Here is a 14,550-nt window from a genome sequence, read left to right as displayed (position 1 = left end):
GCCGTTGTTCGGCGGTGGCTCCCGCTCTTGGTTCAAAAACGGAATGCCCGGCACCCGGGAAGACCTTGCCCGCAGCAGCATCCTCCTGCTGGGCATGACCCTGATAGCAGCCGGGGTATTTAGTCTGGCCACGGGCCCAATTCCGGTCCCGGTTCTGGAGGTCCTGCCACGGGCATTGACTGCGATGATGTCCGGCAGTTTTGACCAGCCGGATGGCGTGTCGGCGAGAGACTGGATCGTATTTGCCGAAATTCGCCTGCCGCGCGTTCTGCTCGGCGCTTTGGTGGGCGCATCGCTTGCTGTTTCGGGCGCTGTCATGCAGGGCCTATTCCGCAATCCGCTGGCAGATCCGGGAATTGTCGGGGTCTCTGCAGGCGCAGGTCTGGGTGCGGCCATGTTCATCGTACTTGGCACCGGTTTGCTCGCCCCAATCGCCGCCCTTCTTGGCATTTATGCGCTGCCTCTGGCCGCGTTTTTCGGCGCACTGATCACAACGTTTCTACTGTACCGGATCGGCACGCGCGGGGGCGCGACATCCGTTGCAACGCTGCTTCTGGCCGGAATTGCCCTGTCAGCGCTGTCCGGGGCTCTGACAGGCCTTCTGATTTATGTGGCGGACGACCAGCAACTGCGGGACCTGAATTTCTGGGGCCTGGGTTCTCTGGCCGGGGCCAGCTGGGCCAAGGTGTTCGGCGCAGGTCCAATCATTGCCGTTGTTCTGTTCAGCGTTCCGTTTCTGGCACGCGGACTGAATGCCATGATGCTCGGCGAAGCATCAGCGGGCCATGTCGGCATTCGGGTGCAAAGGCTCAAACGGCTTGCGATTGTGGCTGTGGCGGCCGCCACCGGCGCCGCGGTTTCCGTCAGCGGCGGTATCGGCTTTGTCGGCATCGTTGTGCCGCATCTGCTGCGCCTGACCATTGGTCCAGACCATCGCTATCTCCTGCCCGCATCGGCGTTGCTAGGTGCCAGCCTGCTGATTCTTGCCGATACGGCCAGCCGAACACTTGTGGCACCGGCCGAACTGCCGATCGGAATTCTCACCGCCTTTGCAGGCGCACCGTTCTTTTTGTGGATCCTGCTGCGCAAGCGCGGCCTGACCGGGATGTAGTCATGACCATCGCCCCCTTCCTCACAGACCGTAATGCAACCTCGCGGGAGCTTTTACGTGTGAAAGACGCCGGGATTCGGCTCGGCGGAACGCAAATCGTCGATGGCGTCTCATTTACCGTCGAAGCCAGGGCATTTCACACCATCATCGGACCGAATGGATCGGGCAAGAGCACCCTGTTGAAAGCAGTCATCGGTGAACATGGCTATTCCGGCAGCATCTGTCTTGCCGGCCATGAAATACGCCGCACCCGCCCGGAGCACCTGGCCTTCGTGCGCGGTGTTTTGGCCCAGCAAACAAGTGTGGCCTTTCCAATGACCGTGAGCGAAGTGATCAGCCTCGGGTTCACATCAAACGCGGCCGGCCACAAACAGGAACACCGTCGACAGCGCATCCGCCAGGCGCTATGCGCTGTTGACCTTCAAGGATTCGAAGCCCGGCTTTATCCGGATCTGTCCGGCGGCGAACAGCAACGGGTTCAGCTTGCACGGGTCCTGTGTCAGGTCTGGGAGCCGGTTCTGCCCGACGGAACGCCGCGCTGGCTGTTTCTAGACGAGCCGGTCTCCAGCCTCGACATCAAACACCAGATCCAGATCATGACGCTTGCCGCGGACTACGCACGGCGCGGCGGCGGTATCTTGGCGGTGATGCATGATCTCAATCTGACGGCCCGGTTCGCCGACACGGTTCTGGTCATGCGCGGCGGCCGGGCGATGGCTCAGGGCCGTGTTGCAGACGTGTTTGAAGATGACATCCTGTCAACAGCCTATGACCACCCCATCCGGGTGAATGTCACTCCAAAAGACACGGAAATGCCTTTTGTGCTGCCGTTTGGCGACCCTTGAGACAAAACGGCACTGGCAAAAATCCGTCATGCTTCCAAATATGACCATCATGACAGATGCTGCGCTTTTTGACACCACGTCCGATCGAGGCTTTGCCTTCCTCCCAACACGCCGCGCGGCAGAAGCCCGCCTGCAAGCGTTCCTGCCAAGTGCGGGCAAAGCCTATGCTTCAAAACGCAATTACGATTTCGGCCCTGACGACCGGAGCAACATCTCGGCGTTGTCACCATACATCCGGCACCGGCTGCTGCTTGAACAAGAGGTGCTGAAGGCGACGCTCGTCAAACACAGCCCATCCTCTGCCGAAAAATTCATTCAAGAAGTGTTCTGGCGTGGCTATTTCAAGGGTTGGCTGGAACATCGACCAGACGCCTGGACACGGTATCGCGCGGATGTGCAGCATTTGGCCCGGCAGCTTGAGGACCATGGCGGTTTGCGCAAGGCCTATGAACAGGCGGTTTCCGGCGCCACCGGCATAGACTGCTTTGATGCGTGGGCGCATGAGCTTGTTGAAACCGGGTATCTGCATAATCACGCGCGCATGTGGTTTGCCTCGATTTGGATTTTCACACTTGGACTGCCCTGGCAGCTCGGCGCGGATTTCTTCTACCGCCACCTGCTTGATGGTGACCCGGCCTCCAACACCCTTTCCTGGCGCTGGGTCGGCGGGCTGCATACAAAGGGAAAAACCTATCAGGCGCGCGCTTCGAACATCGACACCTATACGGCCAGCCGCTTTTCGTACCCGCAAGGGCTCGCCCCCTCCGCTCCGCCGCTGGACGAGGAACCACTCGGGCCACGGGTTCCGATCCGGCTGGCGGATATGGTACCGGATACCGATTCACCGGCTCTGCTTCTCATTACGGAAGAAGACTGTCATCCGCACACATGGCAACTCGGCGGCGCGCGGCCCGTTGCTGCGACCGGACTACTTGCAACATCCAAGCGCTCGCCGCTTGAGATGGGTGAGAAGGCTTCGGCGTTCGCCTTTGGCGCGGTTAACGAAGGACTGGAGCAAGCGCAGCAGGTTTTCGGCATTGAGTGCTCTGGACCAAAATCGAGCGACGATTGGGCCGCCAGCCTGATCGAAGCGGCCGCTGCGGCCAACACCGAGACCATTGTGACAGCCTTTGCAGCCATAGGGCCCGTTCAGGACCAACTTGAAGGAGCCAAACCACATCTGGAGGCGGCCGGTATCCGTCTGATACAAGTCCGGCGGCCTTACGATGACCTCACCTGGCCGCACGCCACTGCAGGGTTCTTCAAGCTGAAAACCAAAATCCCTAAAATTCTCGAGGGTTTGGGGCTCGGGCGTTAGAACCTTCAGATTGTCTCGGCAAAGCGGTGCGTTCCAACAAGTCCGGGCAAAAAAGTCGAGGCGCGGCGGCGCTGGTTCCTCTGGCACCGTTCTCAGCAGCGCAACGCTTTTACGCAGGTGATCATGCAGCGGAAAACATCGGCGTAGACGCGGCTATAGCCCAGGCAAGGCAAACTCCCAGCCCAATGCCGGTGCCAAATACCGCACCACGGCCAGCCGCAAAATGCCCCATCGTGCCGTAGACCAGCCAGAACAGCAGAAGGACCGGCAAAACCGTGAAGGCGACGCCGAATTGCCCGGCACCGAATGACATGGCGCTACCGAGCGCGACCAGAACGATCAGACGGACGGTAATCCGGCGCCAGACCGGCGCGTTCTGAACGAGCACCCGCTCCGCCACCATGAATGGCAAGGTTCCAAGCGCCAGCACACACATGACAATCACCCGTACGCCAGAGGGAACAAAAGCGGCAGCATAGGTGTCCATTATAAAAGCAAAGCCCCCCAGGCCCCACGCAGCGAGCAGAAGCGCGGCCGCAAGATCCTGACCGGTCACCTTCGGCAGATGGCGGCGAAGCAGGAACAGCTGAATACAGCCCCAAACAAGAAAAAATGCAGTGATCTGCCCAAAGCCCGCCAGACCTGCGATCGGAACTGGCACAAACAGGGCTGCCGTGACAGCAAGCGGCAGCGGCAACAATGCAGCTTGAACGAACAGTCTTCTCGTCACCGGTTTTCTTTCGACTTCGCGCCGCGGCAGTGCCCATTTCGAAATAGGGAAAAACAACGCGGTGACACATGCCAGCCCGAGCAAGATCCACGGCCCCGTACGCGTAAGCGTATTCTTGCCGCTGCCGGTACCGGCTGGTTCACCGAGGATCCAGTTCCGCACTTCAAGAAGGCTTGTCGGACTGTACAGCACGCCGACATGTTCGACCAACGGCGCGAAAACCACCCGGCGCTCCAGCCCGTTCTGCCGCACAGTGCTGCCCTCTTCAGCCGAAGGGTCCAGCAAGCGGAGCTTTTCGACGGCGATTTCACGAAGCCGCGGCTCCCATTCCCCGGAGACCACAAGGAGCCGGGCCGGAAAGCTGTCAGTGACCGCGTCGGAATACATGGAAATTGCAACAATAGACGCAACGTCGGGCATATCCTGCGCGGCCCTGACGATGATGTCCGTCGCCATGGAATGACCGAGCAGCGCAACCGCTCCCTCGTGGCCGAGATCATTCCGGATCCCGCCGGTTATGGCTGAGGTTTGCTCGACAAGTTGCTGTGTGGTGCCATCCAGCTCGGTAACCCGCGGAGACAGGGGAGCAAGATTGCGGCCGTGGCCGATAAAGTCGAATGCAGCAACGCGCAGACCCGACTTTGCCAGCGTCAGCGACAGCGCTTCCATCATTTGCCGCGACCCGGCAAAACCGTGCGCCACGACCACAAGGGGCCCGTCCGCAGTTTGCTGCGGCAAATAATAGGTCACGGGACCGTCTGGCAGGTCCTTGCGCACAATCTCGACACCGGCGCGGGCCATCTCAAGTTGCCAGACAGACATCCCCAGCCCCGTCAGAGACAATAGGGCGAGGATCAAGGGCATTAACCGGTGCAGGCCGTTCGCAGACACCGCACCTGCCGTGGATCTGCCGTCATGTGTTTCTGGGATCTGCCTCACCTGGCTTCAAACCTTCTTGACCTTTGTAAACAGCACACCAGATAGCCGCTCCGCTGCCAACACCGATTATAACCCGGAATGGGAGACGACTGAGTGCCTGAGGGACATACGATCCATCGCGCCGCGCGGGATCATCGCCGCATCTTTAAAAACAGAATTTTGCAGGTTTCCTCGCCGCAAGGGCGGTTTGAAGACGGCGCCAAGGCGCTGAACGGCAGCACGTGCACCGAAGTAGAAGCCTTCGGGAAACACCTGATTTACCACTTCGGTGGCGCGCGTGTTTTGCATGTGCATCTGGGACTTTTTGGACGGATAACAAAGCGAAAACTGCCAGCGCCGGAGCCCAAGGGAGCCGTGCGGGTCCGGCTGATCGGCGATACGCATCTGGTTGACATCAATGGCCCGACAGCCTGCGAAATTCTCGACCCGGATCAACTGGCACGGCTAACCAACCGTATCGGGCCGGACATGCTGCGTGCCGATGCCGACCCGGACCGGGCATTTTCGCGCATTTCCAAAAGCCGTGCATCCATTGGCAAACTGCTGATGAACCAGTCCGTCATCGCGGGAATCGGCAATATCTACCGCACCGAAATTCTGTGGCGGCTCGGCCTCCACCCGGACATGCCCGGCAATCTCTTGAGCCGAGAGCAGTTCGATGAATTGTGGGCCGATGCCCGGGAGCTTCTGGAACTGGGCGTCAAGCGGAACGCCATAATTACGGTGGATCAGGCCGGGCCCGGCAAAGGCCGCTACCGTGAACGCACCAACATTTTCAACAAGCCGGACTGTCCGCGCTGCCACGGCGCGGTGACGCGCGTCGAAATCGAGACCCGGCGCGCTTTTTTCTGCCCCTCGTGTCAGGTCCTGCCAACCAACTGGAGCTAGGTCTATTCCGCAGCCACCTGAATCCGGCCAAGCAGTTTGCGCTCGAGCGTACGCGCATACCAGTCAATAAACTGAATGACGCCGCTTTCCTGCCGCTGCGAATAGGGCCCCGGCACATAGGCCGGTGAATTGATCCCGACCTGGTTTTCCTCAACGATCTGGCGGTCCTCGTCATTGGTGTGCAGCCAGACCTCGGTCAGGCGGTTCAAATCGTAGTCGCGGCCTTCTTCCGCTTCCCCGTGCACAAGCCAGGTCGTGGTGACCTGCGTCTCCTGCGGCGAAACCGGCAGCACGCGGAACACCAGCGCCTGGTCATGCAGGAAATGGCACCAGGTGTTCGGATAAGAAAAGAACAAGCAGGTACCCGCGTCCTGAACCGGGACATGGCCGATGCCTGTTGCCACCGCCGCCTTGCCGTCCATGGTGTAGCTGACGGCGTCTCCAAGGAACGGAATGCGCACGAACCGCCAAGTCTCGGAGGGGTCCAGAACATAGGCCGACGGCAAGCCGGCCGCCTCGCACCGGGCGATATGCGCCGCGCCTTCGGTTGCGGCCTCGCCAAGACTGCTGCCGACAAGATCCGGATTATCGGGAAAAGTGCGGCACAGTGAGGGATGCGAGCCGGAACAGTGATAGCATTCCCGGTTGTTTTCCAGAACGAGTTTCCAGTTCGCCTTCTCAAGAATCGTGCTTTGATGGGCAATCTTGGCATTGCCGAGATCATGCGGACCGATGTAGCGCACGGCCTCACGCTGCAACGGCGCAAAATCCGGGGCTTGATCCGCCAGACAGATGAAGACAAGCCCCGCCGCTTCAGCGACATGCACCGGCTTCAGGCCATGGGCGGTCAGGTCAAACCCCGCGCCCATGTCGCGCGCAAACAGCAACCTGCCGTCGAGCTCATAGGTCCACTGGTGGTAGGGACAAACCAGCTTTGGTGCCGAGCCCTTGCTTGCGGCACAAATCCGGCTGCCACGATGGCGGCAGGAATTGTGAAACGCGCGAATTTTGCGATCTGCGCCGCGCACCACGATCACCGAATAGGGACCGATTTGCAAAGTCACGTAGTTGCCGGGCTTTGGTATTTCCTGGGCCGGCGCTGCGAACAGCCACTGCGTCCCGAACACCTTCATCACATCGGTTTGAAACAGATCCGGATCGGTGTAAAACGGCTGCGCCAGCGAATACCCCGGCGTGCGGCGCATCAACAGCTGGAGAATGTCGGCTTCGCTCATCATGGTCAAAGGTCCTTTACAAGCCGCAGCGCGTCATAAATGGCAGCGTGGGTGTTGCGGGCAGAAACGGCGTCTCCGATCCGGTAGAGCGCGAAAGCACCGTCCGGGTTCGGCCCATCTGGCTGCGGCACACCGGACAGGAGTGCGTCCTGATCGATCTCACCGAGATTTCGTGATTGCGGCTTCAACTCGAAATACAGGTCATCGAGCGGCAGCGTCCCGTGATTGACGACCACCTGGTCGAAATCGCGTTCCTCGCGGTGGCTCGAATAGTCGGTTCCGATCACCGCCGTCAGCATGTTGCCGCTACGCTTCACATCCATCAGCCGGTAGGTCACCGTGAAGCGGACGTCCTTGTCCTGCAGCACGCGCATGTAGGGCACAAGGTTCATCGCCATAACATCCGGGGCAAAGGAGCGGTCGGGCGTCATGATCTCCACATGAGCACCGGACTTTGCAATGATCTCGGCTGCCTGAAGCGCGGCATGATCGCCGGCATCGTCATATACCAGCACCCGGCGCCCTGGTTTAACGTCGCCGGCAATGATATCCCAGCTGGACACGACCAGATCATTGCCGGTCTCCAGAACCTCCGTGTCCGGCAGGCCGCCGGTGGCGATGATCGCCACATCGGGGGCTTCGCACAAAACGTCCCCGGCCTCGGCAAACGTGTTGAAGCGGAACTCGACTCCGCGCGCGGCGCATTGATCCATCCGCCAATCGATGATCGAAATCATTTCGCGGCGCCGTTCGGATTGCGCGGTCAACCGGATCTGACCTCCCGGATCGGGTGCGGCCTCAAACACAGTCACCTTGTGGCCGCGCTCCGCCGCCACACGCGCTGCTTCCAGTCCGGCTGGTCCCGCCCCGACAATCGTGACTTTTTTCGCCGCAGCCGCGGGCGCAATGTCGTGCGGCATGGACAGCTCGCGCCCGGTGGCCGCATTGTGAATGCACAGTGCATCGCCCGCCTGATATATCCGGTCAAGACAGTAGGTCGCGCCGACACAGGGACGAATGTCATGCTCCCGCTTCTCCATGATCTTCTTGACGATCATGGGATCTGCCATGTGCGCCCTGGTCATTCCGACCATATCCAGAATGCCCTCGGCAATCGCATGACGTGCGGTGGCGACATCCGGAATTTTCGCCGCATGGAACGTCGGCAGACCCGTTTCCTTGCGGATCGTGCCGGCAAAGTCGAGGTGCGGTGCGTTCTTCATACCCTGAACGGGGATGACATCCGTCAGGCCGGGATCGGTGTCGATATGACCGCGAATGACATTCAGAAAATCGACCTGCCCGCTCGCCTTCAACCGCCGCGAAATCTCCAGCCCCTCGGCGACGCTGATACCTCCTGGAGCCACTTCGTCAGCCGTGTAGCGAATGCCGACGATAAACTCATGGCCGACGCGTTTGCGGATCGCATCCAAAACGTCGAAGGTGAACCGCAGCCGGTTATCCAGAGGGCCACCGTAAGGCGCGTCGAGCTGGTTGGTCCGCTCTGACCAAAACTGGTCCATCAAGTGGCCATAGGCCTGCAATTCGATGCCATCCAAACCGGCCGCCTGCATGCGCTCGGCTGCGTCCGCATAGTCCGCGATGATGCGGGCGATTTCCCAGTCTTCGATTTTTTTCGGAAAGGCCCGGTGGGCGGGTTCACGTTGATGTCCGGGGGAGACGCAGGGCAGCCAGTCGGCCTTGTTCCAATGCGTCCGCCGCCCCAAATGCGTCAGCTGGATCATCACGGCGCAACCATGTTCGTGGCAGGCATCGGCAAGCTTGGCCATCCAGGGCACAACCTCATCCTTGTAGGCCAGAATGTTATTGAAGACCGGCGGCGAGTTGCGCGAAACGGCGGCCGATCCGGCGGTCATGGTCATGGCAACACCGGCTTTCGCCCGCGCCTCGTGATAGGCCCGATAGCGGTCTTTCGGCATGCCGTCTTCCGGATAAGCCGGCTCGTGACTGGTGGTCATGATCCGGTTCTTGAGCGTCAAATGCTTGAGTTTGAACGGCTGCAAAAGCGGATCTTTGGAAGCAATTACCGTGGTCATGGCCAATCCTGAAAACAAACGGAATGCGGACTCTGAAAGGTCCGAAGGGCTGGAATGCTAAATCCGCCACGTCACCGGCTCCACGCCCACAAACGACATATGTGTCGTTTTTTCCGACATATATGTCGATACGCTTGAAATGCCTTGTTCCGGTTGGTATTCAGGCGCTCATGACACAGGCTGACGACATCAAGCCGTCCGGGTGGCGCGGGTCTCGGGAACTCTGGCTCCAGGCGGCCTACGACCAGCTTCTCGAACACGGCATTGACGCGGTGAAGGTGATGCCGCTTGCCAACCGTCTGAGCCTGTCCCGGACCAGCTTTTATGGCCATTTTTCCGACCGTGAAGACTTGCTGCAGGATCTGATCGATATGTGGCAGGCAAAGAACACCCAGAGCCTGGTGCGCCAATCGAAAGCCTATGCGGGTTCGGCGGCGGAAGCGATTTTGAACGTTTTTGATTGCTGGCTGAACTCCGAACTGTTCGACTCGCGGCTGGAATTTGCAATCCGCAACTGGGCGCATACAGATGCGCCTTTGGGTGAAACGCTCAAGGCGGCGGACGGAGTGCGGGTTGCAGCTTTTACCGCGATGTTCGAGCGGCACGGTTTTTCAAATTACGACGCTGAAATCCGAGCAAACGCGATGTATCAGACCCAAATCGGCTACATCTCCATGAAAGCCGAAGAGCCTCTGAGTGACCGCATCGCGAGAATGCCCGCATATGCGCAGACCTTTGCCGGCGAGCCGCCGTCGGATGCTGAAACCGCCCGCTTTCTGGCACGGCATGCCGCCCGTCTGACCAAGTGACATTCCACCTTGGCAAGACGGTGCGGTTTGAGAACGGCCGAACGCCACCGTTTTGGGCGGCCGCAGGCAGCTCAGGCGAACCGGCCGCTGCGCTCCAAAACCTCGATCTGGTAGCCATCCGGATTTTGAACAAAGAAAAACCGGGCCACCAGCTCGCCGGCCGGGGCAAATTCCACCAATTTTCGGGGACTTAGCCCCTCCGCTTCGAATCTTGCATATTCGGCATCCAGGTTGGCCACCGAGACGGCAAAATGCCCATAACCGTTGCCTAGATCGTATGGCTCCGTTTGAGCCTTGTTGACCGTCATCTCGAGTTCAAAGTCGCTCTCAGGATTGCTGAGATAGATCAACGTGAAATCCGGAAAATCCAGCCGGTCTTTCACTTTGAGCCCGAATGCCTTGTCGTAAAACGCCAGCGACCGCGCTTCATCCAGCACGCGGATCATCGAATGGATTGCCTTGGCCAAACCCGGCTCCTTTTCCTGTTTGCGTCAATGCAGGTTGGACATAACATCCTGCAGGCGTTTGGAAACCATGGAATGCCCAAAACGCCCACCTAGCGGTAAAACTGTAACCACCGCTGCCGGCCAATCAACACAAGCCAGACCAGCACCTTTCAAGCACCCACAAAACCTTGCAGGAACAAATCCGGACGTCCTAGGGTAAATGGTGGGCCCGGAGGCGCTACCAAAATGCTTATATTTCAATAGGTTAGCGTGTACAACTCGGTCATTTTCCGCATAATGTATCATAGACTTAGCGGGACCAATTGTACAACTACGCGCACAAATCATTCCGCGCAATATTCGGGAACACCTCCGAAGGCATGACATAATGTCTATTTCATTCCCGCAACCGCCCTCGCTCTTACGAACGCATTGAGATCATGCGCGCGCCCTCCAAAGTCAGCTATACGGCTTTAAGCTTCTTAGCCGTTTGCCCCGCCACAAAGCTGACGCCCGGCGATAAAAAGCATCTTACGCAGAATGATCCACTCCCAGCAGCTCCGGCCGGATTGAAAACGACTCGATATGCGCGGGCCATCCGAGCGAATTGTCCAAAAATGCGTTATTTTCTTCAAGGAAAGAGATTAGTTACAGGGGTATGCTTGCTGCAAAGTATGAACAAGCAAACTCCCGGCCGTAAAATGTAGGTGTTGCGGGTTATCCTGCGCGAATTTCAGAAAAATGCGCGCCAGCTGTCCTGGCGTGTAGTTTTCTGGAATACACACAAGGGTGCTCTCAGTGAAGCGAAGCGTATCTACTACACCCTGTATAAATCTACCACATGACACGTTCTGTGCCAGCGTTTCATAATCGACTATTGCACTCTGTCCTTGAATAAATGTCTCGCAATCTGTCAAAAATTCGCTTCCGGTGTAAGCTGATACTGCAGTGGACGTATTAACTATTAAGCCGAAAGCGAAGAACAATGGAAGCAACATCAGTTTCACGGAAAATACCTCAAACCATGTTTATCTGAGCCTGAAAATAATAACCTGCGAAGATTTTAGCTCAAGTATTTGGAGCCGCAACTGAAGCTAGGATGGCCAGGAAGCTATCTTACTTTCTTGGGGCTAATTTTTATGTAAATCAAGGGGTCCGGTCGTTTAAGCCGTAGATGGTAGTCCCGCTTGGCGTTCTTCCTCTCTGAAAAAGTCATAAAAAATAAGATTGAGTAGACCTCGTGTGTGGGATCGATGGGCATTACAAACAAAACGCTCCACGAACTGCGTGCTCTAGCAAAAGTTGCTTTTGATAAAATACATATTTGTTAAGGTATCCGCTCACATCGGTTTCAATATCGTCAATCAGATCGTCTGGATAAATTACGCCTAAGTAATATCTAAGTAAGAGACTATATAATATCGGCGCGACATCAAAACGAAATACTTCTGACCGCTTACATTTCAAATCATTGAGGTCTATCCGATTGCCATGCAGAAATTTGTTGCGGGCTTCATACATTTCACCATAGAGAGAACCTGCAACATTTAGTTTACCCTTCGTATTTTTCGCATCAGCGCTATTCCCGCTTTCATGTGCTTCCTCGGCGAGTGTTTGGTCTAGCCACTCTGCTTCTTTAAGCACTTTATAAATTGTCCACCGACTTCCAGTCTTGTCACCGCCGGGATGTAATAAAATTTCAATAGCACTCACCCACAGCGAGATAAGCCTGCCGTAGTCATACATCTCCGAAGACAAACCTGTTGAGGGCATCAACGATGCCTGATGCGCCATATTTAGCGAACGAAACAACGCAATGTTTTTGTGACTATCGACGTGATGCAAAAAATAACTTTGCCATGCTTCCAAAAGAAATCTGAGTAGCTCAATGTCAAATGCATGCGCGCCCCGAGTTATATTCGGCTGGATCGGGTTATTCTGGCCCTTGATTCGCTCTACACTGTGATGACCTATAAATACTGTACTCTCACCTACAAGAGAATTACCATCTTTGGAAAGCATCCAAGGATAAAATTCAAATGTCTCGGCGAATTTAATTCCACTTCCCGATTCACGTATATGCATCGCTCTGGCTATGGGTACAGCGCACGAAACTAGTATATTGCGAAAAGCTGCAATAGCTTCGAATGACAAAGCAGAGCTAAGATTATCGCACCTGAATATTATGAGAGATGGTTTTATTGAAACCCCAAATTGATCAGTAAAACTGTTTAGAAAGATCTCCAAATTTGGCCTATGGCGAAAGATTTTTTTGAGCCTTTCATCGTTCTGACTGACGAGGGCAATCTGCTCACACCCAATGGCCTCATTAAGGGAAATATTTGGTAGTAAAGGCCCATCGAGCCAACTTGTCTGAATCTTCATAACACACGCATAATAAATCCGTTTGAGACAAACAACTTCACCAGAATAATTACACCCTGACCCTTGTAGGCCCACCATGAAACACGCAGGCTAGAATTTCATTTCAATTATTCAGAGCAATAGGGCGATTAACTGAATAAAAACCCAAAGATCCGCGTCTTTCAGAAACAAGTTTTTTGAGTACGTGTACAACTCTGTACAACTCGCCCCGTAAGTCATTGAAAAATATAGGGGTGGTGGGCCCGGAGGGACTCGAACCCCCAACCAATCCGTTATGAGCGGACGGCTCTAACCAGTTGAGCTACAGGCCCTTGCGCCGGGAGTTTCTGTCGAAACGGAGTGCGGCGCAACACCCCCTTACACCAACCCGCGTGGACGGGGCAAGGGCTTTGGAAACCCGTTGCCATTTGTCCTCGGCAAATGAAAAACGGCTTGCACAGTCTGCCGCGTCACACGGACCAACGTCCGCTTTGTGAGCGGTAACATGTGCGAACCCAGGCGCCGCTCTGTGACACCGGCAGCGGCGCGGTCTCCCTTTCCAAACCGCACCCTGCCGTGTAGTTGAAAAGGATTGGCAGCGCCAAGCGGAGACCTTTATGCGTTCCCCCTTGCTTACGGCGACCTTGAGCGTCGTCCTTATCACTTTGATCGGCTACCTGCTCGTGGCCGGCCGGTCATTGATCTTGCCGTTCGTGATCGCGCTGATCGTCTGGTATCTGATCAATGCGCTGTCCCGTGGCTTTCAGCTCATTCCGCTTGGCAGCTGGCGGCTGCCGGGCTGGGTCTCCTTCCCCCTCGCCCTGGCTACGATATTCGGCGCCGCCACCTTCGTTCTGGACATAGTGACGGTCAACCTGACTCAGCTTGCCCAGGATGCGCCCACCTATCAGCAGCGGCTCGAGGAGGTGTTCAGCGAAATCTCCTCTCTGGTGCATTTGAACGACCCGATCGAGCTGAAAGACCTGATGCCGGATGCAGTTGTCAGCCGCATGGTCACTGCCGGGGCCGGGTTCTTGACAACCATTGCCAGTTCGGCCTCGCTGGTCTTTATCTATGTCCTGTTTCTTCTGCTCGAACAGTCCACTTTCGACCGCAAGCTGGAACGGCTTTTCACCGACAGCGAAAAGGTGAAAGCAGCCTTCGCGCTGCGTGCGGAAATCAACCGCTCGGTCATGAACTACTTCGGCATCAAGACCGCGGTGAGCATTGCGACCGGGGTCCTGACCAGCTTGATCCTGATCATGATGGGCCTACCTTATGCCGCACTGTTTGGATTTATCGCATTTGTCCTGAATTACATTCCAACCATCGGTTCACTGATCGGCGTGATTTTTCCCTCGCTTTTGGCGCTGGTGTTTTACGACACCCTTGTGCCTTTCTTCGTCATCGCGGTCGGTCTCGGCCTGATCCAGTTTTCAATCGGAAACCTGGTGGAGCCCAGGCTAATGGGATCGAGTCTGAACCTGTCCGGCCTTGTGATCATGTTGTCCCTGGCATTTTGGGGGGCCATATGGGGTGTCGTCGGAATGGTCTTGTGTGTACCGCTGACCGTGGTCATCGTAATCATCTGTTCAAAGTTTCCGGCCTCCCGGCCCGTCGCGGTGCTGTTGTCGGCCAACGGAGATATTGGCGACATTCCGCTGGCAACAACAGCTCTTGCACCGGAACCGGCCAGAACGGCGGCCGATCCAGAGGAGCCACCTGCGCAGCCGTCTGCAAGCCCCTCATCTGCCAAGCGGATGAACACAGGATGAACCGCATTGTCATGGCCGCGCCGTAATGGCTTG

12 protein-coding genes and 1 tRNA gene are annotated in these 14,550 nt (G+C 56.9%); 6 read left to right on the top strand and 7 right to left on the bottom strand.

The features are described 5' to 3' along the window. Positions 1-43 precede the first annotated feature (43 nt). The 3 genes from JM93_RS05175 to JM93_RS05165 are packed head-to-tail and all read left to right on the top strand — an operon-like array spanning position 44 to position 3,274. Complete coding sequence (locus JM93_RS05175; protein ID WP_244300778.1) at positions 44-1,111, top strand: FecCD family ABC transporter permease; 1,068 nt, start codon at positions 44-46, stop codon at positions 1,109-1,111. A gap of 2 nt (positions 1,112-1,113) precedes the next feature. Beyond that, positions 1,114-1,956: a heme ABC transporter ATP-binding protein gene (locus tag JM93_RS05170; protein WP_145341128.1), complete on the top strand. Its 843-nt coding sequence runs from the start codon at positions 1,114-1,116 to the stop codon at positions 1,954-1,956. 40 nt (positions 1,957-1,996) lie between these two features. Further along, positions 1,997-3,274 carry an FAD-binding domain-containing protein gene (locus JM93_RS05165; RefSeq protein WP_244300764.1) on the top strand — a complete coding sequence of 426 codons (1,278 nt, stop codon included), beginning with the start codon at positions 1,997-1,999 and terminating at the stop codon, positions 3,272-3,274. Between the two features lie 121 nt (positions 3,275-3,395). Here JM93_RS05165 and JM93_RS05160 read toward each other — a convergent pair whose 3' ends face one another. After that, positions 3,396-4,826 carry an alpha/beta hydrolase gene (locus tag JM93_RS05160; RefSeq protein WP_170230540.1) on the bottom strand — a complete coding sequence of 477 codons (1,431 nt, stop codon included), beginning with the start codon at positions 4,824-4,826 and terminating at the stop codon, positions 3,396-3,398. 210 nt (positions 4,827-5,036) lie between these two features. Here JM93_RS05160 and JM93_RS05155 point away from each other — a divergent pair, with 210 nt between their 5' ends. After that, positions 5,037-5,831 (top strand): Fpg/Nei family DNA glycosylase, encoded by a 795-nt coding sequence (locus tag JM93_RS05155; RefSeq protein ID WP_145341126.1) that lies wholly within the window; start codon positions 5,037-5,039, stop codon positions 5,829-5,831. A gap of 2 nt (positions 5,832-5,833) precedes the next feature. On the opposite strand, the gene JM93_RS05150 is transcribed toward JM93_RS05155, so the two are convergent. After that, a complete protein-coding gene (locus JM93_RS05150) occupies positions 5,834-7,069 on the bottom strand; it encodes an aromatic ring-hydroxylating oxygenase subunit alpha (RefSeq protein ID WP_145341125.1) in 1,236 nt (411 codons plus the stop codon). 2 nt (positions 7,070-7,071) lie between these two features. Beyond that, on the bottom strand, positions 7,072-9,123 hold the full coding sequence (locus JM93_RS05145) for an NADH:flavin oxidoreductase (RefSeq protein WP_145341124.1): 2,052 nt from the start codon (positions 9,121-9,123) through the stop codon (positions 7,072-7,074). A gap of 122 nt (positions 9,124-9,245) precedes the next feature. Here JM93_RS05145 and JM93_RS05140 point away from each other — a divergent pair, with 122 nt between their 5' ends. Continuing rightward, positions 9,246-9,932 (top strand): TetR/AcrR family transcriptional regulator, encoded by a 687-nt coding sequence (locus JM93_RS05140; protein WP_244300763.1) that lies wholly within the window; start codon positions 9,246-9,248, stop codon positions 9,930-9,932. Between the two features lie 71 nt (positions 9,933-10,003). Here JM93_RS05140 and JM93_RS05135 read toward each other — a convergent pair whose 3' ends face one another. From JM93_RS05135 to JM93_RS05125, 4 genes are all read right to left on the bottom strand, one after another. Further along, positions 10,004-10,399, bottom strand: coding sequence for a VOC family protein (locus JM93_RS05135; RefSeq protein WP_145341123.1), 396 nt, complete (start codon positions 10,397-10,399; stop codon positions 10,004-10,006). 623 nt (positions 10,400-11,022) lie between these two features. Continuing rightward, positions 11,023-11,376: a Rap1a/Tai family immunity protein gene (locus JM93_RS22375; RefSeq protein WP_425280813.1), complete on the bottom strand. Its 354-nt coding sequence runs from the start codon at positions 11,374-11,376 to the stop codon at positions 11,023-11,025. 262 nt (positions 11,377-11,638) lie between these two features. Beyond that, complete coding sequence (locus JM93_RS05130) at positions 11,639-12,763, bottom strand: hypothetical protein (RefSeq protein ID WP_145341122.1); 1,125 nt, start codon at positions 12,761-12,763, stop codon at positions 11,639-11,641. Positions 12,764-12,997: 234 nt separating this feature from the next. Then, a tRNA-Ile gene (locus tag JM93_RS05125) sits at positions 12,998-13,074 on the bottom strand. Between the two features lie 285 nt (positions 13,075-13,359). Between JM93_RS05125 and JM93_RS05120 the strand changes: the two genes are divergently transcribed. Further along, positions 13,360-14,517 carry an AI-2E family transporter gene (locus JM93_RS05120; protein WP_145341121.1) on the top strand — a complete coding sequence of 386 codons (1,158 nt, stop codon included), beginning with the start codon at positions 13,360-13,362 and terminating at the stop codon, positions 14,515-14,517. Positions 14,518-14,550 lie beyond the last annotated feature (33 nt).

The organism is Roseibium hamelinense (genome assembly GCF_007830545.1).
Lineage (GTDB): Bacteria > Pseudomonadota > Alphaproteobacteria > Rhizobiales > Stappiaceae > Roseibium > Roseibium hamelinense.
Note: the sequence above shows the minus strand (reverse complement) of the source record. Positions and strands in the feature narration are given on the sequence as shown.